Here is a 24,776-nt window from a genome sequence, read left to right on the forward strand (position 1 = left end):
GACCCGCGGGTCAGCCGGTCGGGGCCAGGGACGTCGGCACCTCGCCCGGCACGCCGAGCAGCTTCGCCTCGCCGAGGTTCAGGTAGTTGCCGGAATCGCCGCACGAGCCGGACTTGACCGGCTGCCAGCCGATCTTCAGCCGCAGGACGCCGGTGACGTCGAGGTCGATCGCCGTGGGCTTGTTCAGTTCCAGCACCGTCGTCTGCAGCTTGCGGCCGTCGCCGAAGACCTCGAGCTGCACCTTCAGGCCGGAGTCCGCGGAGTTGTCGTCGAGGCCGGCGGTGGCGGTGAACTTCCGGTAGCCCTTGGAGATGTTGTACTCGGCCGAGTCCGCCTCCGAGCACTCCTGGACGCCGGTGCCGACCGTGTGCAGGTACGGCTTGCCCCCGATGTTGCCGGTCTCGTGGCTGCGGTCGAAGGACCCCTCGACCGGGGTCAGCTCGCTCAGGTACTGCTCGACCGTCGGATTCCCGGCGCCGGCCGGGACCGCGGACGCGGACGAGGTGGCGGTGGTGCTCGCCGGGTCGGCGGCGGACGCGGTCACCGTCGCGGTGGGCGGCGCCTGCGTGATCGTCACCGGCGCGGGCGCCGCCGCCGGGGTGCCGCCGGAACTCGCCAGCGCCACCGTCGTGACGCCGGCGGCGGCCAGCACCGCCGCCGCGGCCGTGACGGGGATCCACTTCTTCCGCTTCTTCGGGGGTGGGCTGTACAACTGCTCGCCGAACATGTCGTCTCCGATCGGGAAGGGCGACGGGGCCGCGTGGCTCCGCGCGGTTTCGGTGGGCGGGGGCCGGTCCAGCCGCGGCCCGACGGGCGCCCCGACGAGGTCCGGCAGCATCGCGGTGAGCACGGTCGCGACCTGGCCCGCCCGCGGCCGCAGCGACGGCTCGACGGCGAGCAGCAGGCGCAGCAGGTCCCACAGCGGGGCCGGGATCTCCCCGGGCCGTCCCGGGCCTTCGCCCGCGTCGCGGACGAACCCGCCGGCGAACGGGGCGACCCCGCAGTACAGCTCGTAGAGCACGACGCCCAGCGAGTAGAGGTCGGCCGCCGGTCCCGGCCGCTCGCCGCGCACGACCTCGGGCGCCGCGTACTTCGACGCGGTCGCCAGCGACGTGTGCGTCCGCCGCGGGGCCAGGAACGCGACGCCGGTGTCGGTCAGCTTCGGCACCCGCACCGCGCCGGTGTCGTCCAGCAGCACGTTGGACGGCTTGACGTCGCCGTGCACGACCCCGGCGTCGTGCAGCACCTGCAGCGCCGCCGCGATCCCGGCGCCGATCCGGGCGATCTCGGCAGGCAGCAGCGGCCCCGACGCGCTCAGCCGGTCGCGCAGCGAACCACCGGGCACCCGGTCCAGGACCAGCGCGACGATGTCGCCCTCGACGACCAGGTCGTGCAGGGTCACCAGGTGTTCGTGCGCCAGGCCCACGAGCGGGGACTGGCTGCGCAGGAACCGCTCGACGGCGTCGGCGTCCCCGGTCACGCTCGCGTCGAGGAGCTTGACGGCGTACTCCCGGCCGCCGGGATCGGTGCCGGAGAAGACTTCGCCCGCCGGTCCGCGCCCGAGGAGCGGTCCGAGGCGGTAGCGATCGGCCAGCTGACGTTCCATGGTTATTCGCCTTTCTCGCGGCCCGGCCAGATCAGCCGTTCGACGGTGAAGAGCGCGGAGACGAGCGGCTGGGGGAGCCGCACGACGCGCTTCGCGGCCTGTGCCTTGGCCGACAGTTCGGTGGCCGCGCCCAGCGCTTCGACGATGTCGCGCGCGGCGCCGTCGACCAGCTCGGTCGCCCGCGCGCGCGGGCCGCGGCCGCTCAGCGCGAGGGCGATCCCGAGGTCGAGCCGGCTCTCGATGGTTTCCGGGTGGGTCCGCCCCAGCAGCCGGATCTGCGGCTCGAGGATGTCCTCGAGCAGTTCGGCCTGCCGCCCGAATTCGCGCAGCTGGGCGTGCGCCAGCCCCATGCCGTGCCGGATCCGGTAGCGCAGCGCGTGGTCCGCGCCGAGCACGCGCAGCACGACCTGCTCGGTCGCGGACAGCACGGCGAGCGCCCGCTTGGGCTGGCCGAGCGCCAGCAGGGCGCGGTCGGCGAACACGGTCGCGGTCAAGGTGAGCGGGTTCTCGGAGCCGTACCGCTTCGCGTAGTTCTTCTCGAGCTCCCGCAGCTCGGCCGCCGAGCGCTCCCAGCCGGCCGGGGTGGCGCGCAGGTCGCGCAGGTCGAGCGCGAGCATCGCGTCGGCGCGTACGAGTTCGGCCTCGACGCAGCGGGCGTGCCGCTCCCGGCCGGTCGCGTGGTACTCCGCGACGACGTCGCCGGCGACCTCCCGCGCCCGGCGGGGCCGGCCGGCCAACTGGAGGCTGCGCGCGTACTCGAGCCGGGTGGCCGGGGCGAGCTCGTCGCGGACCGGGCCCGGCGGCGCGTCCCGCAGCTCCGCGAGCAGGGGCTCGAGGAGGGCGACGGCGTCCCGCGGCCGCCCGCGCAGCCGCCGGGCGAGCGCGACGGCGAGCGCGGCCCGGTACCGCTCCTCGCCCTCGGCCGGGAGGTCGCCGCCGTGCCGCGCCCAGAACGTCCGGTCGGCTTCGGCGTAGTCGCCCTGGCAATCGAGGGCCTGGGCTTCGGCCAGCCCGGCGGCGTACCGCTCGGCCTCGTCGCCGGCCAGCGCCCGCGCGGCCCGCGCGTGGTCGACGGCTTCCGCGTAGAGCCCGCAGGCGAGCTCGGCCCGCGCCCCCGCGGCGAAGTCCGCCGAAGTGGCTTCGCCGGTCGCGAGGATGACCGCGTGGACCTCGCCGGCCGTGGCCGGGTCGCCTTGGGCCTCGTACGCCGCGGCCACCGGCCGGAGCAGCCGGACCCGGTGGCCGGGCGCGTGCTCGGCCAGCGCGCGGGCGTGCTGGAGCAGGTAGTCGCGGTCGCCGGGGAGCCGGCCGAGGAGCGCCTCGGCTGCCCGCTCGGCGAGCCCGGCCGGGGCGGGTTCGATCCGGGCGACCTCGACGACCAGGGCCTGCAGCCGTAGTTCGCCGTCGGCCGGGGTGGCGATACCCCGCGTGACGAGCTCGTCCACGGCCGCGGTCAGTTCCGGCGCGCCGACCGGGCCGAACACCGCGCAGGCCAGGTTCGCCGGGAACGGCACCGGCGCCAGCACCGTGCCCAGCCGGACGACGTCGCGGGCCAGCGGGCTCAGCCCGGCGAGCAGGTCGCGGACCGCCTGCGGCGCGGTGTCCGGCAGCGCGGCGAGCACGTCGTCGGTCAGTGGTCCCGGCCGGTGCCGGACCGCGAAGGCGGTGGCCCGCAGGGTGACCGGGTGCCCGCCGCAGCGGTCGGCGAAGCGGAGCACGGCCGCGCGTTCGGCGTCGTCGCCGGGGACCCGGAACTCCGAGAACAGCCGCAGGCCCTCCTCCGGGGTGAGGCCGGTGAGGTTGACGGTCGCCGCGTCCCACGGCGCGTGCCCGAACCGGCTGGTGATCAGCGTGTGCACCCGCTCGCTCGGCAGGAGCAGCCGGTCGAGGACGGCGGGCGGCAGGCCGGCCGGGACGTCGTCGACGAGCACCAGCACCCGCTCGCCCGCCGCGTCGATCCGGTCGGCGAGCAGCTCGCGCAGGCGGTCGAGGTCCAGCCCGGAGACGTCCGTGCCGAGGCGGTCCGCGGCGGACTTGGCCAGGGCGAGCGGGAACTGGGCGAGGAAGTCGTCCGGTTCGAGGTGCCCGAACGGGCCGAGCCGGACCACCCCGCCGCCGAACGCGTCGTGGAACAGGTAGGCGTACTGCTCGGCCAGCGCCGTCTTGCCGGCCCCCGGCAGGCCGCGCAGCACGGCGACCGGCCGTGAATACGGTGTCGCGCCGGGGAAAGCGGCCGCGTGCAGCGCGCTGTGGACGGCCCACAGTTCCGGGTACCGGCCGACGAGCCGGGGCGGCGGCCGCCGTCCGGGCGGGGTCGCCGCACCGGCGGGCGCGCCGAGCGGGACGGCGGCGCGCTCGACCTTCCGCCGCACCCGGCCGACGAGCGCCGGGAGCGCTTCGGCGGTCACCGGGCCGGTGAAGAACTTCGCGTCCGCCAGCTCGACCGGCGCGAGGTGGTCGGTTCCCGGTTCCGGGTTGATCACCAGCACGCGGTCGGCGGGGTCGCCGTGGCGCCGCGCGGCGACGAACGCGGCCGTCAATTCCCACTGGCACGCGTACCGCGTCGGCAGAATCCGCGAATAGTAGGCGAGCAGCACGCGCGAGCCGGCGATCGCGTCCGCGAGTTCACGGGTGATCGGCTCGAATACGCCGATCCCGGCGTCGCGGAACACGCGAAGCCCGTCGGCGCGCAGCGCGTCTTCGATCCGGTCGACCGCCGTCGCGCTGCCGGCGTCGGCACGGGTGAAACACAGGAACACGTCGAATCGGTCCGCCGTGCGGGTGCCGGACAGACCGGGATCGGGATCCGTCATCGGGGAACTCTCTCCGGTGGCGTCGGGGGACGGCATTCAGTGGGTGATCATGAGGGGGTCCTGGAGGTCGGCGGCGGTACGGGCGGTGGATCGGCAGACGACCCGATTTCGCTACCGCTCTTCGCGCGCGGGCAGGAATTGTCAAGAATTTGACCGGAAGTCCGGTGGTGTCCGGCGGGGCCGCCGACCAGGCGGTTTCTGGTTAACGGACAACTTGTGGACAAGAAGTGCGGCCGTGCAACGCCCCTGTTCAGCACCTCGATAACCGATTGTTCGGAGTGCGAATCGTAGGAGCGACAGCCGTGACACTTCTGGTCATCCTGCTCGTCGTCGTGGCGGGCGTCTACCTGTGGTCGGCGATGACCACCTGTTCGCTGACCGGTTTCGCGCCGGCCGCCACGGTGGTCAGCCAGGTCACGGGACCGGGCGCGCACGCCGACTTCGCGGCGGCGCTCGGCGCGGTGCCCGGCGTGCGGGTGCTCGAACGGGCCGACGACGCCGTGCTGGTGTCCGCGATGCCGGTGCCCGGCTCGCTGCAGCGCGGGCTGGGGCTGTTCGCCGTCGCCCGGCGCACCGAGGACGACGGCGTCGTCCTGCTCGGCCGCGGCCGCCTGCCGGTGGCGCCCGGGCTCGAAGCCGCGCTGCGGCAACTGGAACGTGACGTGCGGATGCGGGTCTTCGAAGACCCGCGGTCCGGCGGCGATCGATGACGCCCCTGGTGGCGGACGCGAGGAGGGACCCGTGGAAACCATGATCTCGGCGCCGGCGGCGCCGGAGGCAGTGGACGGCTATTCCGTGCCGGCGGACTTGCCGCGGCCGGAGGGCAAGCTGGGGAAGGAGGAGCTCGACCCCGTCGTCGCGGCCGCGCGGGCCGGCGACCCGGACGCCGTGCAGACGCTGCTGCGGCTGGTCAAGCCGACGGTCGTGCGCTACTGCCGCGCGCGGATCGGCGGGCGGGACCTGTCCTACCTCTCCGCCGACGACGTCGCGCAGGAGGTGTGCCTGGCCGTGCTGAAGGTGCTGCCCGGGTACCAGGACCGCGGGGGCTCGTTCCTGTACCTGGTGCGGGCCATCGCCGCGAACAAGGTCGCCGACGCCTTCCGGTCGGTGGCGCGGGACCGGTCGAAGCCGGTGCCGGAGCTGCCGGACCGGCCGCTCGGCGGGAACGAGCCCGAGAGCCACGTCCTGGACCTCGACCTCGGGGCCCGGCTGGGCAAGCTGCTCGCGCTGCTGCCGCCGCTGCACCAGGAGATCCTGTCGATGCGGATCGTCGTCGGGCTGTCGGCGAACGAGACTGCGGACGCGCTGGGCATCTCGCCGGGCAACGTCCGGATCACGCAGTACCGCGCGCTGACCAAGCTGCGCGGCATGATCGCCGACCGCGGGCTCTGAGCGCTACTCCAGCCATTCGGTGACGAAGTGGTCGCTTTCGTGGATGTGCACGGCCTCGTAGACACCGGGGCCGAGCACCGCGAACTTGTGCGGGGTGCCGGCCGGGACGACGAGCACGTCCCCGGCGCCGCCGTCGCGCTGCTCGTCGCCGATCGTGAACCGGGCGCGGCCGCGGATGATGACGAACGTCTCGACGTACGGGTGCCGGTGCAGGCGCGGCCCGGAGCCGACGACGTCCGTGCTCTCGCGGATCACCGAGATCCCGGACCCGACGTCGCGTCCTTCGAAGTTCTCGCTGTCGCTCACCGGTCCAGGGTAGCCCCGGCGCTCAGCCCGCGACGGCTTTGCGCAGCTGGTTCAGCGCCCGGTGCTGGGCGACGCGCACCGCGCCCGGCGTCGACCCGACCACCGCCGCCGTCTCCTCCGCGGAGAGGCCGACGGCCACGCGCAGCACCAGGATTTCGCGCTGCTTCTCCGGCAGGACCTGAAGCAGCTTCGCCATGCGCTCGCCGAGTTCCCGCCGCAGCGCGTGGTGCTCGGGATCCAGCGTCGCGTCGCCCTCGTCCGGCAGTTCGGCGACCGGCTCGGCCCGCCGCCGGGCGGCCGCCTTGCGCGCGGCCTCGACGTGGTGGCGGGCGATCCCGCAGACGAAGATCGGGAAGGGCCGCTCCGGCGGCCGGGCGGGCAGTGCCTTCAGCACCGCGAGGCAGACGTCCTGCACGACGTCGTCGGGATCCTGCCCGGTGCCGAGCCGGGCGCGGCAGTAGCGCACCACGAGCGGCCGCGCGGCGGCCAGCAACCGCTCCGGGGCCGCCGTCTCGCGGGCAGCGCCGATCGCCATGACTTCTTCTCCCCGTCGCCCGTGCCGGCGGAACGCGCACCGGCACCGGGGACTACCCGTTTTCCCCGCGCTCGGACCCGGGTGCGGGGAATTCCCCGCTCTGTCCGGGAAAACCGGGACGGGGGCGGTGATCCCTCGATCAAGTCGCCGGATGACCATCGACGAACCCTCGCGGCGATGTCTTGAATGAGTCATTCAGGACCTCCGAAGACCTGAATGACTCATTCAAGACCTTTGCCGAGCGGGTCGTGGTCGCGCCGGGGCTAGGGCTCCTGCTGCCGGAAGGCGTCCAGCACGCGACGCTCCCTTTTGGTCGGCCGTCCCGCCCCGCGGTCCCGGCGGGCGACCGGGATCGCCGTCTCCGGGGGCGGTTTCGGCGTGCGGTCCACGTAACACGTCACCGCGTCCGGGGCGCCGACGCGCTTCTGGATCACGCGGACGACGTCGAGGACCTTGGTCGTGCCGCCGATGCGCAGGCGCACTTCGTCGCCGGGGACGACGGTCGTCGCGGGCTTGGCGGGCTTGTCGTTGACGCGCACGTGCCCGCCGCGGCACGCCGCCGCGGCGTCCGGGCGGGTCTTCGTCAGCCGGACCGCCCAGAGCCAGCGGTCCACACGGGTCGACTCCACAGTCGTCCATCATGGCCCATTCAGCGGAACCCTCGCGCAACCCGGGGATGTTACCGGTGGGTATATGTCGACTTGTCTGCACCGCTGAGTTATAACCTGTTCTAATATACCTCAACGGTGAGGACTATCACATGCGTGACGAATCCATGTGGAGTACAGCTTCTGGGGCAGTTTCCCGCCGTCTATTCATTGCAGGAACCGGTTCTATCTTGGCGGGCGCCGCGCTGGCCGGTCGAGCCGGTGCCGCGACCCGGGCCAAGGCCGCCATCTCCGACGGCGCGAACGTTTCCGTGCTGGTGATCGGCACCGGCTACGGCGGCTCGGTCGCCGCGCTCCGGCTCGCGGAAGCCGGCGTCGACGTGCACATGGTCGAGATGGGCATGGCCTGGGACACCCCCGGCTCGGACGGCAAGATCTTCGCCAACACGACCAGCCCCGACCAGCGCTCGTACTGGTTGCGCACCAAGACGAAGCAGCCGCTGTCCAACTTCCTCGGGTTCCCCATCGACAAGGACATCCCGCGCTACACCGGGATCCTCGACGCCGAAGAGTTCAGCGGCATCACCGTCTACCAGGGCCGCGGGGTCGGCGGCGGCTCGCTCGTCAACGGCGGCATGGCCGTCACGCCCAAGCGGGAGAACTTCGGCGCGATCCTCCCGACGGTGAACGCGGACGAGATGTACAACACCTACTACCCGCGCGCCAACGCCGGGCTCGGCGTCGCCACCGTGCGCCCGGCCTGGTTCGACACCACCGACTGCTACCAGTACGCCCGCGTGGGCCGCAAACAGGCGCAGCGGTCCGGGTTCCCGTTCGTGTTCGTGCCCGACGTGTACGACTGGAACTACATGGAGCAGGAAGCCGCCGGCACCGTGCCGAAGTCGGCGCTGGCCGGGGAAATCCTGTACGGCAACAACTACGGCAAGAAATCCCTGCAGAAGACCTACCTCCCGCGGATCGCCGCGACCGGCCGCGTCACCATTTCCCCGCTGCACCGCGTGACGCAGGTGGTGCCCGCGTCCGGCGGCGGCTACACGGTGACGATCGAGCAGCTGACCACCGAGGGCGCGGTGTCCACCATCAAGACCGTGACGGCGGCCAAGGTGTTCTTCGCCGCCGGCAGCGTCGGGACGAGCAAGCTGCTGGTGAAGCTGAAGGCGACCGGCGCGCTGCCCAACCTCAACGGCGAAGTCGGCAAGGGCTGGGGCGACAACGGGAACGTGATGTGCGGGCGCGCCAACCACATCTGGGACCCGACCGGCAGCCTCCAGTCGTCCATCCCGTGCGGCGGCATCGACAACTGGGCCGCCGGCGGTGCCTTCGCGGAGGTCGCGCCGCTGCCGACCGGGATCGAGACGTGGGCGTCGTTCTACCTGTCGATCACGAAGAACCCGAACCGGGCGCAGTTCACCTGGAACCCCACCACGCGCGCGGTCGAGCTGAACTGGCAGACGGCGTGGAAGCAGCCGGCGATCGACATGGCGAAGACCATCTTCGACAAGATCAACGCGACCGAGGGGACGATCTACCGCACCGACCTCTTCGGCGTGTACAAGATCTGGGGCGACCATCTCACCTACCACCCGCTCGGCGGGGCGGTGCTCGGCAAGGCGACCGACAACTACGGCAGGCTCGCCGGCTACCCGGGCCTGTACGCGATCGACGGTTCCCTGATCCCTGGCAACACCAGCGTCAACCCGTTCGTCACGATCACGGCCTTGGCCGAGCGCAACATCGAAAAGATCATCGCCACCGACTTCTGACCCGGAGGTCGTGAGGGGCCGAAGCGCCCCTCACGACCGGTGGGACGGCAGGACGCAGACGACGTCGAGGCCCAGGACGTGGTTCAGGCGGCCGAAGGCCAGCCACGCGCCCAGGCTCATGCTCAGCTCGACGATCTCTTTCTGGCTGTAGCAAGCGGCCATCCGCTTCCAGAAGTCGTCGTCCAGGTTGTGGTGGTCCAGGGTGTACCGCTCGGCGTACTCCGCCGCGAGCCGTGTGCGCTCGTCGAAGCGGTCCGTCGTGCGCCACTCGAGAACCGCGTCGGCGAACTCCTCCTCGACCTTCACGCCGTCGCGCTCGGTCCGCCAGTCCAAGCAGAAGACGCAGCCGTTGATCTGCGCGATCCGCAGCCGCGCGGCCTCGAACTCCCGCAGCCCCAGCGTGGTGTGCTCGTACACCGCCAGCGAGAACTGCGAAGCGGCGATCCCGATGCCGGGCACCATCTCGCCCCACACGTAGCCGATCGGGTCTTTGCCCTCGGGGATGTCGATGTTCACGAGCGCCTCCTTCCGAGCTTGCCGGCTGCCGGGCGCAGCGGGACGTCGAGTGCGTCGTACAGGCCGGGTTCCGCCGCGGCCAGCCAGTCGATGGCGCCGACGAGCCGGCCGACGGCGGTCGCATTGCCGCCCGCGGAACGGTTTTCGCCCTCGTCGTTCGCCTCGACGGTGACTTCGATGCGCGGCCGGCCTTCGATGATCACGCGGTGGGCGCCGTCCCCGCTCGGCGGTGTCGGCCAGTCCGGCGCGCACGACGGGTGGATCCGCGTCACGTGCTCGATGACGATCCGCGGTTCGCCGTCGACGATGCCCTGCACTTCGAACCGCACCGCGCCCTGCGTGCCCTTTTCGAAGTCACCCATTGTCCGCGTGGAAACGGTTTCCTCGAGCGGCCGCCGGTCGAGCGTCTCGCGCAGTTCGTCCACCTCGACGCCGAGGCCGCGCGCGATCAGCCGGACCTGCCCGCCCCACACCATCGACGGCACGCCGGTCATCAGCATCGGCGGGTCGTAGTCCATCGGCTGGCCCATGCCGACCAGGTACCGGACCGAATCGGGCTGCTCGTAGGTCGAGTAGTCGAAGATCTCCTGGCAGCGGATGCCGTCGACGTCCGTGCCGAGCCCGCTGATCAGCAGCGGCAGCACGTCGTTGCCCCAGCCGGGGTCGACGCCGGAGACGAACAGCGAGCCGCCGCCCTCCTTGATCGCGGCGAGGACCGGGTCGCGCAGCTCCGGCGGCGCGTTGCGCTGGTCGTAGAGCGGGTAGAGCGCCGGGGTCACGACGACCGCGCCCGTCCCGACCGCCCGGACGATGTCGGCGAGCGCGTCGTCGAACCGCACGTCGCCCGAAGCGGCGTAGACGATCGCCCGCGGCCCCGCGGCCAGCACGGCGTCGATGTCATCGGTCGCGGCGACGCCGAGGTCCCCGACACCGGCCAGCGCGCCCGCGTCCTTGCCGACCTTCGCCGGGTCGTGGACGAGCACCGCGGTCAGCTCCAACGCCGGATGGGCGTCGACGGCCCGGATTGCCGCACGGCCGACGTTGCCCGTGCCCCACACCACTGTGGCGATCATTCGCCCGAGTTTTCGCCGGTTCGCGCGAGTGCGGGAAGGGATTCGTTCCGGCCAGCGGACCGGCGGGACGTTGGTAGCATGCAGTTCGTCCGGACGTCGTATCGGAGGGCCCCGCGATGACGATCGACCCGAAACCCCGCAGCCGCACGGTGACCGACGGGATCGAGGCCGCGCCCGCGCGCGGCATGCTCCGCGCCGTCGGGATGGGGGACGGCGACTGGCGCAAGCCGATCATCGGCGTCGCCAGTTCGTGGAACGAGATCACGCCGTGCAACCTGTCGCTGGACCGGCTCGCGCAGGCGTCGAAGGAAGGCGTGCACGCGGCCGGCGGCTACCCGCTGCAGTTCGGCACGATCTCCGTCTCCGACGGCATCTCCATGGGCCACGACGGCATGCACTTCTCGCTGGTTTCGCGCGAGGTCATCGCCGACTCCGTCGAGACGGTCATGCAGGCCGAGCGGCTCGACGGCTCGATCCTCCTAGCAGGCTGCGACAAGTCGCTGCCGGGCATGCTGATGGCCGCGGCGCGCCTCGACCTGGCGTCGGTGTTCCTCTACGCGGGCACCATCGCCCCCGGCTGGGTGAAGCTGACCGACGGCACCGAGAAGGACGTCAGCATCATCGACGCCTTCGAGGCGGTCGGCGCGTGCCGGGCGGGCCGGCTGGGAACCGCCGACCTGGACCGCATCGAACGCGCCATCTGCCCCGGTGAGGGTGCTTGCGGCGGCATGTACACGGCGAACACGATGGCGTCGGCGGCCGAGGCGATGGGGATGAGCATGCCGGGCTCGGCCGCGCCGCCGTCCGCGGACCGCCGCCGGGACCACTACGCGCACCTTTCGGGTGAAGCCGTGGTCGGGCTGCTCGAACGCGGCATCACCGCGCGCGACATCCTTACGCGGGAGGCGTTCGAGAACGCCATCACCGTCGTGATGGCGCTCGGCGGCTCGACCAACGCCGTGCTGCACCTGCTGGCCATCGCGCACGAGGCGAAGGTCGAGCTGACCCTCGACGACTTCAACCGCGTCGGCGACCGCGTCCCGCACCTGGGCGACCTGAAGCCGTTCGGGAAGTACGTCATGCAGGACATCGACCGCCACGGCGGCATCCCCGTGCTGATGAAGGCGTTGCTGGACGAGGGGCTGATCCACGGCGACGCGCTGACCGTCACCGGCAAGACGGTCGCGGAGAACCTCGCCGAGCTGGACCCCGACCCGATCGACGGCGAAGTCCTGCGCCGGCTGGACAACCCGCTGCACCCGACCGGCGGCATCACCATCCTGCGCGGCTCGCTCGCGCCCGAGGGCGCGGTCGTGAAGTCCGCGGGTTTCGACACCGCGAACTTCGAGGGCCCGGCGCGCGTGTTCGAACGCGAGCAGGAGGCGATGGCGGCGCTGAACGAGGGCCGGATCGAGGCGGGCGACGTCGTCGTCATCCGCTACGAGGGTCCCAAGGGTGGCCCGGGCATGCGGGAGATGCTCGCGATCACCGCGGCGATCAAGGGTGCCGGCCTCGGCCGCGACGTGCTCCTGCTGACCGACGGCCGGTTCTCCGGCGGCACCACGGGCCTGTGCATCGGCCACGTCGCCCCGGAGGCGGTCGACGGCGGCCCGATCGCGTTCGTCCGCACCGGCGACCGGATCGCCGTCGACATCAAGGCGCGCAGCATCGACCTGCTGGTCGACGCGGCCGAGCTGGCGGCCCGCCGTCAGGGCTGGGAGCCGTTGCCGAACAAGTTCCCGGAAGGCGTGCTCGGCAAGTACGTCAAGCTGGTCAAGTCGTCGTCGGACGGCGCCGTCACGAGCTGAACGAGGGCGCGCTTGTCGACCTTGCCGACCTCGGTGAGCGGCAGCGCGCCGACGAAGTCCACGCCGGCCGGGACGTAGTGCTCCTGGCCGAACGCCGCCCGCGCGTGCGCCCGGACCTCCTCGGCGCCGACCGGCCGGGTGGCCACGACGACGGCGTGCAGCAGCTGCCCGTCCGGGCCGGGGACGCCGAAGACGGCCGCGCTCGTGATCGCCGGGTGCGCCGCGATGGCGTGCTCGACGACGGTCGTGGGGACCTTCGTGCCGTGCTCGCCGACCACGACGACGTCGTCCGCGCGGTCGAGCAGGTACAGGTAGCCCTCGTCGTCGAAGCGGCCGAGGTCGCCGGTGCGCAGCCAGCCGGCGTCGACGTCCGGGCCGCCGAGGTAACCGTCCATCATGGACAGTCCGCGCACTTCGACCTCGCCGTCGGCGGTGAGGCGGGCTTCCATGCCGGGCACGATCCGGCCGACCGAGCCCAGCCGGTCCGGGCGGTCGATCAGCTCGGCGGCGGAGATGCTCGCGATCATCGGGGCTTCGGTGAGGCCGTACCCCTGGCCGACGACCGGCCCGAACACGTCGAGGGCCTGCGCGAGCCGGTGCGGCGGCAGCGGCGCGGCCCCGAGGGAGAGCGAGCGGACGCTGGTGAGGTCGGTGTGCTCGCGCGCGGGGTGGTCGAGGACCGCCGCCAGCCGGGGCGGGGTCAGCGAGAGCGTGTCGATCCGGTGCTCCTGGATCGCGGCGAGGACCGCGCCGGCGTCGAAGCCGTCGTGCACCACGACGGTGTCGCGCCGCAGCAGCGCGCCGAGCACGGTGGCGTTGCCGGTCATGTGCGTCATCGGGGCGACGAGCAGCGTGCGGCCCGGGCCATCCGGCGACGGCGCGAAGATGTACGCCATGCCGTCGTAGATGCCGCTGTGGCGGATGAGCTTGGGGGTGCCGGTGGTGCCGCCGGTGGGGAAGAGGAGGCGGACGGTTTCCGGCGGGTCGAGCGGCTCGGGCTCGCCATCGAGGTCGTCGAGGGTGCGGACGTCTTCGCCGGGCCAGTGGTCCGGCCGGTCGGTGACGACGGTGGTCACGCCCGGGTAGCGCTGCCCGTCCGGCGCGGAGGCCGGGACCAGGAGGACGGTTGCGCCGCGCAGGAGGGCGGCGAGCTGGACGAGGACGGTCTCCGGCCGGTTGCGGAGGTCGACCGCGACGACCCCGGCCCCGCCGAGGCCCGCGTGCAGCCGCCGGAGGCGGTCGCGGGCCTGGTGGTAGGTCGTGACGCCGGTCTGGATGAACAGCGGACGGTCACCGCCGTCCTCGAGTGCGGCGAGGACCTTCGTCAGGAAGAAGCTCACCCGGGGACGGTACTCAGTCCTGGTAGGAGAGTTTTTCCAGCTCGGTGTCGAAGTCGAACCAGTCGCTCTCGCTGCCGGCCGGGGTGACGTCGTAGGTCCGGTCCAGGAAGGCGGCGATCTCCTTCGCGGGCGCCTCGAGCACGGCGGCGCCGTCGGGGGAGTTCAGTTCGACGACGACCAGCGCGGGGTCGCTGCCGGGCCCGATCCGGACGTCCCCGTCGCCGCAGCGGGCGAGCAGGCCGTCGGCCAGCAGATCGCGGCCGAACAGCCACCGGACCGCGCTCGGCCCGGCGTGCAGCACCACGGCGACCGCGTAGGGATCCCGGGTGTCGTACTCCAGCTCGGCGGGCACCGGCCGCGGCCCGGCCCCGAAGGTCCGCAGGGCGAAGTCGATGCGGGCGCTGGTCACGCTGTGCGGGTCGCTCATCGGACCGCCTTTGCTACTCGTCGGTTAACTTGGGCTCGTTCCCTGGATAACGCATAGTGAGTTCAACGCCCAGCGTTCCGAAAAACTTTCACACTTCGGGGTGATCAAGAAGTGTCGGAGGTCACTGGCGGCGTGGCCTAACGGGCAGTTCCTCACGCAGTGTGATGGGCCGGTGCTGTGGTGCCCTCGGGGTCTGAGCCCGCCAAGAACTTCGCGTCCCGAGCTTTCGGAGCCGCCCCGCCGCCGGATGGGTCGGCGCCCCCGAATTGGGCCTTCCGGGTGGGAAGGACCACTGCCCACCAGTCCGCGCCGCCGTGCGGCCGCGAACTCCTGTCGAGGCCGGAGGGCGTGGTGGGTGACGTGGAGGTTGCCGGACATGGGTGAGCGTGGACGGCTACGGCTGCATCCGGGCGAAACGCCGGCGCCCGCGCCGGGTGCCGAAGAACTGCTGCGGCGGGTGGCGGCGGGGGACGAGACGGCGTTCTCGTCGCTCTACGACATCGTCGCCGGTCCGGTGCTCGGGCTGGTGACGCGCGTGCTGCGCAACCACGCGCAAGCCGAGGAAGTGGCTCAGGAGGTGCTGGTGGAGGTGTGGCGCAAGGCCGCGAGGTACGTCCCGGAGCGCGGAAGCGCGCTTTCGTGGGTGCTGACGATCGCGCACCGCCGGGCCGTCGACCGCGTGCGCTCGCACCAGGCCGGGCTCGACCGGGAAGACCGGGCCGGGCGGATGGACGTGCGGCGGCCGTTCGACGAGGTCACCGAGTCCACTTTGGCCGGGCTGGACCAGCAGCGGGTGCGGCAGTGCCTGTCCGCGCTGACCGAGCTGCAGCGCGAGTCCATCGTGCTCGCGTACTACAACGGCTACACCTACCCCGAGGTCGCCGAGGTGCTGAAGGTGGCGCCGGGGACCGTGAAGACCCGGATCCGCGACGGCCTGATCCGGCTGCGTGACTGCCTGGGGGTGGACCGATGACCGCCGAGCTGCACACGCTGACCGGGGCCTACGCGCTCGACGCCGTGTCCGATGTGGACCGGGCCGAGTTCGAACGGCACCTCGGGGAGTGCTCCGCCTGCCGCCAGGAAGTCGAGGAACTGCGCGCGACCGGCGCCCGGCTCGGCGTGGCCGCCGAAGTGGCGGCGCCGCCGGAGCTGAAGCTGGTGGTGCTCGCCGACGTGGCCCGCACGCGCCAGCTGCCGCCGAGGGTGCCCGTCGTGCGCAAGCTCAGCCGCGCCAAGACGTGGCAGCTGCGCGTCGCGCTGTTCGGCGCCGCCGCGGCAGCTGTGGTGGCGGTGGTCGTGGCCGGCGTGCAGACCACCACCGTCCCGCAGCAGAAGGCCGATCCGGTGCTGGCCGCCCCGGACGCCACGGCGATCCAGAGCTCCGGCCAGGGCAGCGCGACGCTGGTGGTTTCCCGCAGCCGCAACCAGGCCGTGCTTCTCGCGTCCGGGCTGCCCGCCCTCGACGCGGCGCACGTCTACCAGGTGTGGCTGATCGGCAAGGGCGGCGCGCACTCGGCCGGCCTGATGCAGCCGGAGTCGCCGGACCGCATGCGGCCCATGGCGACCGCCTTGCCGGCGGGCGTCGACCGGATCGGGATCACCGTCGAGCCCGCGGGCGGTTCCGCCGGCCCGACGACACCGGCGGTCACCCGGATCGACCTGACGTGACCATTAGCGGATGAAATACGTCGAAGGGTTTTCGCATGGCAGTGATCCGGATCACCCGATCGAGTGCCAATCCGCTTTCCGAGTAGTTCCGAATCCCCGTCAAGAAGAAGTTCTAAGCTGATTGTAGGAGTGATTTTCGTGACCAAGCTTCGTGTCGCCGGAATCGGCTTCGCCGCTGTCGCCGCCCTTTCGCTGACCGCGTGCAGCAGCAGCGACACGGCTTCGTCGGGCAGCTCCAGCGCCCCGGCTCCGTCGTCGTCGATGGCCGCGCCGTCTTCCAGCATGGCCTCCGGTTCGAGCGATGGCGTGACGACCAACGCCGACGTGTTCGGTCCGGCGTGTTCCCAGCTGCCGCAGGGTTCCGCGCCCGGTTCGCTGGACTCGATGGGCCCGCAGCCGGTCGCCTCGGCCGCGTCGACGAACCCGTTGCTGACCAAGCTGGTGGCGGCGGTCAAGGCCACCAACCTGGTCGACACGCTCAACAGTGCTCCGGCGATCACGGTGTTCGCGCCGGCGGACCCGGCGTTCGCCGCGCTGGGTGACGCGAAGTTCAACGAGCTGGCGGGCAAGCCGGCCGAGCTGTCGCCGATCCTGCAGTACCACGTCGTGGGCAAGCGTTACGACGCCAAGGGGCTCGCGTCCGCGGGTTCGCTGGATTCGCTCAACGCCGCCGGCGGCCCGCTGAAGATCGAGGGCTCGGGCGAGAACATGACCGTCAACGGCGCGAAGATCCTGTGCGGCAACATCCCCACGAAGAACGCCACGGTCTTCGTGATCGACAAGGTGCTGACCCCGGGCACCAACAAGTAATTCAGGAATTCCGGCCCAGTGCCGGGCCGAGGCGTTCCGCGATGTCGGTGAGGATCTGCACGTAGTCTTCGTGGTCGAAGGTGAACGGCAGGGCGAAAGCCACCTCGTCGACTTCGCGGAACGCCTTGTGCGCGTGGAGCCGTTCGGCGATTTCCGCCGACGTTCCCACGAAATCGGGGGAGAAAAGCATCCGGGCCGGGCCCTGCGGTTCCGCCGTGCGCGGCAGCCGTTTCCGCGCGTATTCTTCGTATTTCGCGCGCTGCTCCGGCGTCGCGCTGTCGGTCGGGATCACGACCAGGCCCTGCGAGACCCGGGCGGCCTCGCCGTCCGGGTGGCAGGCCCGGAACGCCTTGATGTGCGCCAGCTGGATTTCCGCGAAGTCCGTGCTGTCGCCTTCGGCCTTGACCACGCTGCTGGTCAGGAAGTTCATCGCGTGCCGGCCGGCCCACTCGGCCGAGCGCAGGCTCGCGCCGCCGTACCACATGCGGTCGCCGAGTCCGGGCGCCTGCGGCTGGACGCGGTCGGAGAACACCTCGAACCCCTGCGTGCCGCTGAAGCCGGTGGCCGGCTTGCCGCGCACGAACCCGAGCAGCCGTTCCACCCGGTCGTAAGAGAAGTCTTCGACGTCGGCGGTGTCCGGGTAGAGGGCCTGCTTGACGTCGTCCCACCGCATCGGCGGCCCGACGCTGATCCCGGGGTTGAGCCGCCCGCCCGAGAGCAGGTCGACGGTGGCGAGGTCCTCGGCGAGGCGCAGCGGGTTCTCCCAGCCGAGCGGGATGACGGCGGTGCCGAGGTGAATCCGGCTGGTCCGCTGCGACGCGGCGGCGAGCACCGCGACCGGCGACGAGATGCCGTACTGCAGGTGGCGGTGCCGCACCCAGGCGCTGTCGAACCCGAGCCGCTCGCCCAGCTCGATGATCTCGAGGGTCGACTCGTGGCCCCGGCGCGGGTCGGCGGCGTCGAACAGGCCGATGGTCAGGAAGCCGAGCTTCCGCAGTGGTCGTGACACCCCGCCGATTCTGCTCCGGTGAGCCGGGGTGTCCCACCTGGTGGACTACCGCTCGCGCAGCCGGTCCAGGCCGTCGAGGACGAGGTCCAGGCCGAACTCGAACTCCGCCTGGTCGTCGCACCAGCCCAGCGTCGAATCCGGGTCGTCGTGGGCGATCTCGCTCAGCATGGCCACCAGGTTCGGCAGCTGCGCGACCACTTCCGCCGGGACCTCGGCCGACGCGCCCGGGCCGGGGTCGAACGGCTCCTGGCTGAACCCCAGCGCCCGGCTGCCGAGCGCGTGCAGCGCGTGGTGGATCCGGTCGTGCGAGAAGCCGCCTTCGCGCATCAAGGCGACCAGGCTGTCGTAGTACTTCAGCACCGCGAGGCTCGTCGACGACCGCGTCCCGAACAGCTCGGGGGCCCAGCGGTGGCGGAGGAACACCTCGCGGGCGGCGAGGATGCGCCGCCGGGCCGTCTGCTTCCAGTCCGGGCCGCTGTCCAGGCGGGCGACCGCCTCGTTGATCTCCTGGGCCACGACGTCGACGATCCCGTCGAGCACGTCTTCCTTCTTGGCCACGTGGTAGTAGAGCGACATCGCCTCGGCGCCGAGCTCGTCCGCGAGCCGGCGCATCGTCACCGCGGGCAGGCCGTGCTCGTCGGCGAGCGCGACAGCCGTGCGCAGGACGCGCTCCCGGCTCAGCGGGACGCGGGCTTCGGTGGACACGCCCAAGATCGTACAACGTAAGGCTCCCTTGACCCGTGCGCGGTTCCGGAGCTACCTTACGGCGTAAGACTTACAACGTAAGGGAGACGCGATGAAGGCCCTCGTCCAGCGTGTGTACGGCCCGCCCGACAGTCTGACCTGGGAAGACGTGCCCGATCCGGTACCGGCGGAAGGCGAGGTCCTGGTCCGGGTGCGCGCCACCTCGGTCAACCCGTACGACTGGCACTTCCTGAGAGGCGAGCCCTACGTGGCCCGCCTGATGACCGGCGGCTTCGGGCTCCGCCGCCCACCCGCCGGCGTCCTCGGCTGCGACCTGGCCGGCCGGGTCGAGACCGCCGGGACGCGGTTCGCGCCCGGCGACGACGTCTACGCGCTGCTGCCGCGCGGCGCCCACGCCGAGTACGTCTGCGTGCCCGAAGACCTGCTGGCGCCGATGCCGGCGAACCTGTCGCACGAGCAGGCCGCGACGATGCCGATGGCGGCCGTCACCGCGCTGCTCGCGCTGCGTGGTGTGACGCCGGGACAGCGGGTCCTCGTCAACGGCGCCTCCGGGGGTGTCGGCACCTTCGCCGTCCAGTTGGCCAAGGCGCTCGGCGCGCACGTCGACGCCGTGTGCGGCGCGGCCAACGCCAACCTGGTGCGCTCGCTCGGTGCCGGGCACGTCGTCGACTACCGGACCGGGGACTTCACGCGCGGCGGCCGCCGCTACGACTTCGTGCTGGACATCGCCGGCGGCCGGTCGGTGTTCGCCTGCCGTCGGATCCTCGAGCGCGGCGGCACGTTCGTCGCCGTCGGCGGCCCGGCCGGGCGCTGGCTGCAGCCCGCGGGGCACGTCTTCGCCGCGCTGGCCGCCGGTCCGTTCGCGCGACGGCGGGTCGTGCTCGCCGACGCGGTGGCCTGCCCGGACAAGCCGGCGGTCCTGGGCGAGCTGACCGCGTTCGCCGAGTCCGGCGCGCTCACGCCGGTCATCGACCGGACCTACCCGTTCGACGACCTGCGTGCCGCGTTCGCCTACCAGGAAGCCGGGCACACCAGGGGAAAGGTCGCCGTCAGTCTCGGAGCGCGGTGATCGCGCACGTGCGCCGCGCCGTCGAGACGCGCCCGGGTCAGCGGCTGGTGGCCTGCACCGCCGAGCCCGCGGAACGCTGACCGCGGGCCCGGCGGCCGCCGTCAGCCGTGGTGCGGGCAGTTGCCCCGGTAGTCCGAAATGGACAGGCTGGTGCCCGGGATCGGGCAGAGGAACTGCTCGTAGCGGGTGTCGTTGTCGATGAACCGCTTGAGCCAGGACAGCGTGTACTTCGCGATCGTCGTGTTCGACGAGTTGGGCGCGAAGTGGCTGGCGCCGCGCAGTTCGAGGTACGCCTTGTCCAAAGTGGACGAAAGGCTGGTGTAGAACGGGATCGAGTGCGTCGCCACCGGCGCGATGGTGTCCGCCTCGGCCCCGACGACCAGGGTCGGCACGCTTACCGTCGACCAGGTCTTCGTCAGGTTCCAGGCGGTCAGCGGGACGGCGGCCTGCAACGACGGCCGGGAGCGCGCCGCTTCGAGCGTGCCGCCGCCGCCCATCGAGTGCCCGACGACGCCGAGCCTGCTGCTGTCGATGCGGGACCGGACCGCGCTCTGCTGGGTGAGGTAGTCGAGCGAGGCCAGCAGCTGCCTGCCCCGGCTGTCGGGCTGGTCGCTGGTGGTGAGGGTGTCGATGGTGAACACCACGAAGCCCTGGGACGCCAGGCGCGGGCCCAGCCAGGCCATGCTCGACTGCGTGGCGGTGAAGCCGGGCGCGATCGAGACCGCGCCGAACGTGCCGGCGGTCGTGCTCGTCGGGTAGTAGATGGTGCCGCCGCCGAAGCCGGTGACGGCCAGCCTCGAAACGGTGATGGTGCTGGTCGCGAAGCTGCCCCGGCCGGCCTCGATGCTGGCCGTGGTCGGGTCGGGCCCGCGTTCGTAGGGGTTGTCGGCGGCGGGTGCCGGCGAGGCGACCGCGGTGGTCACCGCCAGCGCGGCGGCGATGACCCCGGCGGCCTTGGCGCGCCACGGGCGGCGGCGGGAAATTTTCTCACCCGGGCCTGACGACGTCGGCGGGCTGGTGAGTACGGACATGGATCGCTCTCTTTCCCCGGGCAGGCGAAAGCGGGCCCGGAAACGGACGGGCGGACCGATGGAACCGTTGCACGGCAACGAAGAGCGTGCCGCGAGCCGGGTGCGGGGTAACCGCTTTCCGGTCGCCTTATGAAACACTTCGGCCAAATGTTCCACAACGGCCGAACGGGTGAGTGGTTGACGGACTGGGCGGTCGCTCAGTGAGTCGGACCGGCCCGCACTCACGCACGTGACAAAAAGTTGAGCGCTCGACCCAGCCGCCCGTGCGGGGTCAGGTCAGCGCAGCCGATCGGGCCGCCCGCATGTCATGAACGAGTCGTTCATGACGTCCGGCGCCGGGGTCCCGGCAAAGTCACGCGGCCGGGCCACTCTGCCGCCGGTGACCCGCTCACCCGACGTCTTGAATGACTCATTCAGGTCTTCGGAGGTCCTGAATGAGTCATTCAAGACGCTGGCGCACCGCTGCGGGCTGCACCAACGCGACCTTGCCGGGGCCCTGACGTCCGGCGCGGTGAACGACTCGTTCATGACGTGCGGGGTGGTGGCTCAGCGGGCGGCGCCCGGCTCCAAAGCGCCGCGGACGAGCGTGTCCAGCAGGGTCGTCGCCACGGTCAGCTCCACCGTGCGCGCGGCCAGCACGTCCGAGTACAGGAACGACTCGCCGAGCCGCACCACCGCGAACGCCAGGTCCGGCAGCCCGACCAGCGGCGTCAGCCCGGCCGCCTCGGCGTCGGCGCGGAACAGCTCCACGTGCTGGTCGACCAGTGCCGGCTGGACCGCCCCGCGCGGGTCGGTCAGCACCCGCAGCGCGACCGTCGACTCCGCCTCGAACAGCTTGCGCATGCCGTCGTTGGCCGCGACCTGGCGGCGGTACTCCTCCATGACCCACAGGCAGCGCAACCGGCCCTCCGGCGTGCGGACCGCGTCGCCGTGGGTGGCGCGCCAGCCGTCGAGCGACCGCTGCCAGGTGCGGTCGGACAGCAGGCGCAGCCCCGCGCCCATGAGGTCCTCGCGGTTGCCGACGCGGCGGAAGAACGTGGTGCGCGAGATCCCCAGTTCGGTCGCCATCCGGCCGAGGTCGAGGCGGGTGCCGGCGAACAGCAGCCGCGCGGCGTGCCGGACGATGTCGTCGGTCGAGACGGTCACCGGGCCCACCCTATCCCGCAGGTCGCCGCCGGTTACCTTGAAGTGCGCGGCGCCCCTTCGGTTAGCTTGGTTTCGTGCGCGTAGACATCTGGTCCGATCTCGTCTGTCCCTGGTGCTATCTCGGCAAACGCCGCTTCGAGCAGGCGGTCGCCGAACTCGGCGTCGACGTCGAGGTGGTGCACCACTCGTTCCAGCTCGACCCGTCGTTCCCGCGCGGGACTTCGCGGCCGACGCGTGAGGTGCTGGCCGAAAAGTACGGCCGCACACTGGAAGAAGCCGACGCGATGGAAGCGCAGATGGAAGAGCGCGCGGCCGCCGACGGTCTCGAGTACCACCTCGACGGCGTCCACATGGGCAACACCGTCGACGGCCACCGCCTGGTCCACCTCGCCGCCGACCGCGGCCTGGCCGACGCCGTCGTCGACCGGTTCTACCGGGCGCACTTCACCGAGCGCCGGTCGCTGTTCGACCGCGATTCGCTGGTGGAGCTGGCCGCCGAAGCGGGACTCGACGCCGAGGAGGCGCGGGCCGTGCTCGAATCCGACGCCTACGAAGCCGAAGTCGCGGCGGACGGCGAGCAGGCCCGCGCGCTCGGCGCGTCCGGCGTCCCGTTCTTCGTGGTCGACCAGCGCTTCGGCGTCTCCGGCGCCCAGTCGGCCGAGGTGTTCGCGCAGGTGCTGACGCGCGCGGCGGAGGTCAGCGGCGCCGCCGCCGGGTGAACCGCGACCGGTCGGTGGCGACCCCGGCCAGGTGCAGGGCGACGCACAGCAACCCGGCGGTGGTCAGCGTCCCGGTCGTGACGACCGGGCCGAGCCCGAACCCGGCCAGCTCCATCAGCAGGGCGAGCCCGAAGAGCACGGCGGCGAGAATGGCGAGCATGACGGCCTCGTTTCGGTGGGGATGACGCCGAATGGTCCATGCCATTGCGGCGTTCGCGGTGCCGGTGGTCCCGGCCCGCCGGCCAGTAATGCCCCGGCTCCCGCGCGCTGAAACAGAAACCGCCGCTGGGGGCGCCCCCCGTTTTCCACGCTACCGGCAGGCACCGACAATTCCGCCGGGGGAACCGGGCCGGACCCCGTCAGGACGGGGGAGCCGCCGTGCTGGAGCGCAGGACCAGTTCCGTCGGGACGCTCACCGGTTCCCCCGCCTCCGCCCCCGTCTCGATCTCCGTCAGCAACGCCGCCACCGCGTGCCGGCCGACCGCTTCGAACGACTGGCGGATCGTCGTCAGTGGGGGCCAGAAGTGCGCCGACTCCTCCATGTCGTCGAAGCCGACCACGCTCACCTCGCCCGGCACCGACCGGCCCGCCTCGTGCAGCGCCCGCAGCAGGCCCAGTGCCATCTGGTCGTTCGCCGCGAACACCGCCGTCACCGCCGGGTCGGCCGCCAGGGTCAAGCCCGCCTCGTACCCCGACGAAGGCGACCAGTCGCCGGTCAGCACCGGGGGGACGGGAGCGCCCGCGAGCTCCAATGTGGACTGCCAGGACTTCCGGCGCCGTTCGGCCGAATAGGACTGCGGCGGCCCCGCGATGTGCCACACCGTGGCGTGCCCCAGCGAAAGCAGGTGCCGGGTCGCCGTCGCGGCGCCGTCGGCCTGGTCGGTGTCGACGACCGGGTAGTCGTAGCGCGCGCTCGAGTCGATCACGACCACCGGGAGCCCGTGCGGCAGCTCGATTTCGCTCTGGTCGAGCTGGTGCTGCTCGATCAGGATGATCACGCCGTCGACCGCCTGCTCGTTCAGCTTGCTGAACGCGCCCGTCACCTCACCCTGCGTCGGCCGCGTCACCGGCATCAGGATGATCGAGAACCCCTGCGCGACGACGGCCGCCGCGATCGCGTCGAGGGTGCGGCTGTTGCCGAACGTCGGGAGCGCCGAGATGATCACGCCGATGCTGCGGAACTTGCCGTTGCGCAGCGCGCGGGCCGCGCTGTTGGGCCGGTAGCCGATCCGGCGCATCGCCGCGAGGACGCGTTCGCGGGTCGCGTCGTCCACATTGGTCTTGCCGTTCGCGACCCGGGACACCGTCTGGCCGGAGACCCCAGCCTCGCGCGCAACGTCCGCCATCGACGGTCCACGACGGGGGGATGCAGCCGGCACGGGTGTCTCCTCGGAAGCGATCTGGACATGTTTACGTCAACACGTTACCCTTCGGCGCGGAAATGTTGACGTAAACATCGGTACGAAAATCCGGAGGGACGATGACGTCCACAGCGGCACCGCCCGTCGCGGCACCGGCTCGCCCGGCGCCGTCGGCCCGCCGTCGGCGGCGCAACTGGCGTGGCTGGCTCTTCGTCGCCCCCTTCATGCTGGTGTTCGCGCTGACGTTCATCGCGCCGGTCGTCTACGCCTTCGTCCTCAGCCTCTTCCGCGACCAGGCCTTCTTCGGCGGCACGGTCTTCGTGGGCGCCGACAACTACGCGCAGGTGCTCGCCGACCCGAAGTTCTGGGAGTCCTTCCAGCGGGTGCTGGTGTTCCTCGCCGTGCAGGTGCCGATCATGCTGCTGCTCGCGCTGGTCGCGGCGCTGGCGATCGACAGCGCCCGGCTGCACGCCGCCGGGTTCTTCCGGATCGTGATCTTCCTGCCGTACGCGGTGCCCGCCGTGGTCGCCGCGCTGATGTGGGGCTTCATCTACGGCGACCACTTCGGACTCGCCGCGGACCTCAACCACCTGCTGGGCACCGACGCCGTGAAGCCGCTCTCCCAGAACTGGCTGCTCACCTCGATCGGCAACGTCGTGACCTGGGAGTTCGTCGGCTACAACATGCTCATCTTCTACTCGGCGCTGAAGGTGATCCCCAAGGAGCTGTTCGAAGCCGCCGCGATCGACGGCGCCGGGACGTTCCGCACGATCTTCTCCGTCAAGCTCCCCGCGATCCGCGGTGCCATCGTGATCGCGACGATCTTCTCGATCATCGGCAGCTTCCAGCTGTTCAACGAGCCGAACATCATGCGCAACCTGGTGCCGAACGTGATCGGCACGTTCTACACGCCGAACATGTACGCCTACAACCTCTCCTTCGCCGGCCAGCAGTACAACTACTCCGCCACGGTCGCGATCGTGATGGGCGTGATCACCGCGGTCATCGCCTACGTCGTGCAGCTGCGCGGGACCCGGAAGGGGATGTGAC

24 protein-coding genes and 1 pseudogene are annotated in these 24,776 nt (G+C 71.8%); 10 read left to right on the forward strand and 15 right to left on the reverse strand.

The genetic code is table 11. The annotated features are described in order from the left end of the window. Positions 1–10 precede the first annotated feature (10 nt). Together H4696_RS43770 and H4696_RS43775 are read right to left on the reverse strand one after the other, a co-directional pair. A complete protein-coding gene (locus H4696_RS43770) occupies positions 11–1,606 on the reverse strand; it encodes a protein kinase domain-containing protein (RefSeq protein ID WP_086858460.1) in 1,596 nt (531 codons plus the stop codon). Positions 1,607–1,608: 2 nt separating this feature from the next. Further along, positions 1,609–4,419: a toll/interleukin-1 receptor domain-containing protein gene (locus tag H4696_RS43775; protein ID WP_086858459.1), complete on the reverse strand. Its 2,811-nt coding sequence runs from the start codon at positions 4,417–4,419 to the stop codon at positions 1,609–1,611. Between the two features lie 302 nt (positions 4,420–4,721). On the opposite strand from H4696_RS43775, the gene H4696_RS43780 reads away from it, so the two are divergent. Continuing rightward, complete coding sequence (locus H4696_RS43780; protein WP_086858458.1) at positions 4,722–5,129, forward strand: hypothetical protein; 408 nt, start codon at positions 4,722–4,724, stop codon at positions 5,127–5,129. A 40-nt stretch (positions 5,130–5,169) separates the two neighbouring features. Further along, positions 5,170–5,811, forward strand: coding sequence for an RNA polymerase sigma factor ShbA (gene shbA / locus H4696_RS43785; RefSeq protein ID WP_169734923.1), 642 nt, complete (start codon positions 5,170–5,172; stop codon positions 5,809–5,811). A gap of 3 nt (positions 5,812–5,814) precedes the next feature. Here the strand turns inward: shbA and H4696_RS43790 are convergent, their stop codons facing one another. The 3 genes and pseudogenes from H4696_RS43790 to H4696_RS43800 form a co-directional block, all read right to left on the reverse strand. Then, on the reverse strand, positions 5,815–6,117 hold the full coding sequence (locus H4696_RS43790; RefSeq protein ID WP_086858456.1) for a cupin domain-containing protein: 303 nt from the start codon (positions 6,115–6,117) through the stop codon (positions 5,815–5,817). Between the two features lie 22 nt (positions 6,118–6,139). Beyond that, positions 6,140–6,744: pseudogene (locus H4696_RS43795) on the reverse strand (sigma-70 family RNA polymerase sigma factor). 171 nt (positions 6,745–6,915) lie between these two features. Then, entirely contained in the window at positions 6,916–7,266 is a 351-nt protein-coding gene (locus tag H4696_RS43800; protein ID WP_086858454.1) for an RNA-binding S4 domain-containing protein, read from the reverse strand. A gap of 224 nt (positions 7,267–7,490) precedes the next feature. Between H4696_RS43800 and H4696_RS43805 the strand changes: the two genes are divergently transcribed. Then, on the forward strand, positions 7,491–9,044 hold the full coding sequence (locus H4696_RS43805; protein WP_086858453.1) for a GMC oxidoreductase: 1,554 nt from the start codon (positions 7,491–7,493) through the stop codon (positions 9,042–9,044). Between the two features lie 30 nt (positions 9,045–9,074). On the opposite strand, the gene H4696_RS43810 is transcribed toward H4696_RS43805, so the two are convergent. Together H4696_RS43810 and H4696_RS43815 are read right to left on the reverse strand one after the other, a co-directional pair. Further along, positions 9,075–9,560: a carboxymuconolactone decarboxylase family protein gene (locus H4696_RS43810; protein ID WP_086858452.1), complete on the reverse strand. Its 486-nt coding sequence runs from the start codon at positions 9,558–9,560 to the stop codon at positions 9,075–9,077. Next, positions 9,557–10,633 (reverse strand): NAD(P)H-dependent amine dehydrogenase family protein, encoded by a 1,077-nt coding sequence (locus H4696_RS43815; protein ID WP_086858451.1) that lies wholly within the window; start codon positions 10,631–10,633, stop codon positions 9,557–9,559. The genes H4696_RS43810 and H4696_RS43815 overlap by 4 nt, the downstream gene beginning before the upstream one ends. Before the next feature lie 116 nt (positions 10,634–10,749). Between H4696_RS43815 and ilvD the strand changes: the two genes are divergently transcribed. After that, positions 10,750–12,441 carry a dihydroxy-acid dehydratase gene (gene ilvD, locus H4696_RS43820; RefSeq protein WP_086858450.1) on the forward strand — a complete coding sequence of 564 codons (1,692 nt, stop codon included), beginning with the start codon at positions 10,750–10,752 and terminating at the stop codon, positions 12,439–12,441. Here ilvD and H4696_RS43825 read toward each other — a convergent pair. Together H4696_RS43825 and H4696_RS43830 are read right to left on the reverse strand one after the other, a co-directional pair. Beyond that, positions 12,342–13,781, reverse strand: coding sequence for an AMP-binding protein (locus tag H4696_RS43825; protein WP_192782855.1), 1,440 nt, complete (start codon positions 13,779–13,781; stop codon positions 12,342–12,344). The genes ilvD and H4696_RS43825 overlap by 100 nt on opposite strands. Positions 13,782–13,794: 13 nt before the next feature. Then, positions 13,795–14,208: an SsgA family sporulation/cell division regulator gene (locus H4696_RS43830; RefSeq protein WP_086865678.1), complete on the reverse strand. Its 414-nt coding sequence runs from the start codon at positions 14,206–14,208 to the stop codon at positions 13,795–13,797. Between the two features lie 376 nt (positions 14,209–14,584). On the opposite strand from H4696_RS43830, the gene sigK reads away from it, so the two are divergent. The 3 genes from sigK to H4696_RS43845 all read left to right on the forward strand — a co-directional run bounded on the left by sigK (position 14,585) and on the right by H4696_RS43845 (position 16,686). Further along, positions 14,585–15,181: an ECF RNA polymerase sigma factor SigK gene (sigK, locus tag H4696_RS43835; protein WP_086865679.1), complete on the forward strand. Its 597-nt coding sequence runs from the start codon at positions 14,585–14,587 to the stop codon at positions 15,179–15,181. After that, positions 15,178–15,876: an anti-sigma factor gene (locus H4696_RS43840; protein ID WP_192782856.1), complete on the forward strand. Its 699-nt coding sequence runs from the start codon at positions 15,178–15,180 to the stop codon at positions 15,874–15,876. The genes sigK and H4696_RS43840 overlap by 4 nt, the downstream gene beginning before the upstream one ends. A gap of 138 nt (positions 15,877–16,014) precedes the next feature. Further along, positions 16,015–16,686 carry a fasciclin domain-containing protein gene (locus H4696_RS43845; protein ID WP_086856992.1) on the forward strand — a complete coding sequence of 224 codons (672 nt, stop codon included), beginning with the start codon at positions 16,015–16,017 and terminating at the stop codon, positions 16,684–16,686. Between the two features lies 1 nt (position 16,687). On the opposite strand, the gene H4696_RS43850 is transcribed toward H4696_RS43845, so the two are convergent. Both H4696_RS43850 and H4696_RS43855 read right to left on the reverse strand, forming a co-directional pair. Then, positions 16,688–17,695, reverse strand: coding sequence for an LLM class flavin-dependent oxidoreductase (locus H4696_RS43850; RefSeq protein ID WP_086856987.1), 1,008 nt, complete (start codon positions 17,693–17,695; stop codon positions 16,688–16,690). Between the two features lie 45 nt (positions 17,696–17,740). Next, entirely contained in the window at positions 17,741–18,400 is a 660-nt protein-coding gene (locus H4696_RS43855) for a TetR/AcrR family transcriptional regulator C-terminal domain-containing protein (protein WP_086856986.1), read from the reverse strand. Positions 18,401–18,491: 91 nt separating this feature from the next. On the opposite strand from H4696_RS43855, the gene H4696_RS43860 reads away from it, so the two are divergent. Beyond that, a complete protein-coding gene (locus H4696_RS43860; RefSeq protein WP_086856985.1) occupies positions 18,492–19,469 on the forward strand; it encodes an NAD(P)-dependent alcohol dehydrogenase in 978 nt (325 codons plus the stop codon). 101 nt (positions 19,470–19,570) lie between these two features. On the opposite strand, the gene bdeA is transcribed toward H4696_RS43860, so the two are convergent. Both bdeA and H4696_RS43870 read right to left on the reverse strand, forming a co-directional pair. Further along, complete coding sequence (gene bdeA / locus H4696_RS43865) at positions 19,571–20,500, reverse strand: bis(hydroxyethyl) terephthalate hydrolase (RefSeq protein WP_086856984.1); 930 nt, start codon at positions 20,498–20,500, stop codon at positions 19,571–19,573. 546 nt (positions 20,501–21,046) lie between these two features. Further along, positions 21,047–21,646: a QsdR family transcriptional regulator gene (locus H4696_RS43870; RefSeq protein WP_086856991.1), complete on the reverse strand. Its 600-nt coding sequence runs from the start codon at positions 21,644–21,646 to the stop codon at positions 21,047–21,049. An 86-nt stretch (positions 21,647–21,732) separates the two neighbouring features. On the opposite strand from H4696_RS43870, the gene H4696_RS43875 reads away from it, so the two are divergent. Then, entirely contained in the window at positions 21,733–22,365 is a 633-nt protein-coding gene (locus tag H4696_RS43875) for a DsbA family oxidoreductase (protein WP_086856990.1), read from the forward strand. On the opposite strand, the gene H4696_RS43880 is transcribed toward H4696_RS43875, so the two are convergent. Beyond that, complete coding sequence (locus tag H4696_RS43880) at positions 22,343–22,525, reverse strand: hypothetical protein (protein ID WP_086856983.1); 183 nt, start codon at positions 22,523–22,525, stop codon at positions 22,343–22,345. The genes H4696_RS43875 and H4696_RS43880 overlap by 23 nt on opposite strands. Positions 22,526–22,724: 199 nt before the next feature. Continuing rightward, the gene (locus H4696_RS43885; RefSeq protein ID WP_211299614.1) at positions 22,725–23,711 is read right to left on the reverse strand and encodes a LacI family DNA-binding transcriptional regulator; all 987 of its coding nucleotides are present in this window, start codon (positions 23,709–23,711) and stop codon (positions 22,725–22,727) included. 134 nt (positions 23,712–23,845) lie between these two features. Between H4696_RS43885 and H4696_RS43890 the strand changes: the two genes are divergently transcribed. Continuing rightward, positions 23,846–24,775 carry a carbohydrate ABC transporter permease gene (locus tag H4696_RS43890; RefSeq protein WP_169734843.1) on the forward strand — a complete coding sequence of 310 codons (930 nt, stop codon included), beginning with the start codon at positions 23,846–23,848 and terminating at the stop codon, positions 24,773–24,775. Position 24,776 lies beyond the last annotated feature (1 nt).

The organism is Amycolatopsis lexingtonensis (assembly GCF_014873755.1).
Taxonomy (GTDB): domain Bacteria; phylum Actinomycetota; class Actinomycetes; order Mycobacteriales; family Pseudonocardiaceae; genus Amycolatopsis; species Amycolatopsis lexingtonensis.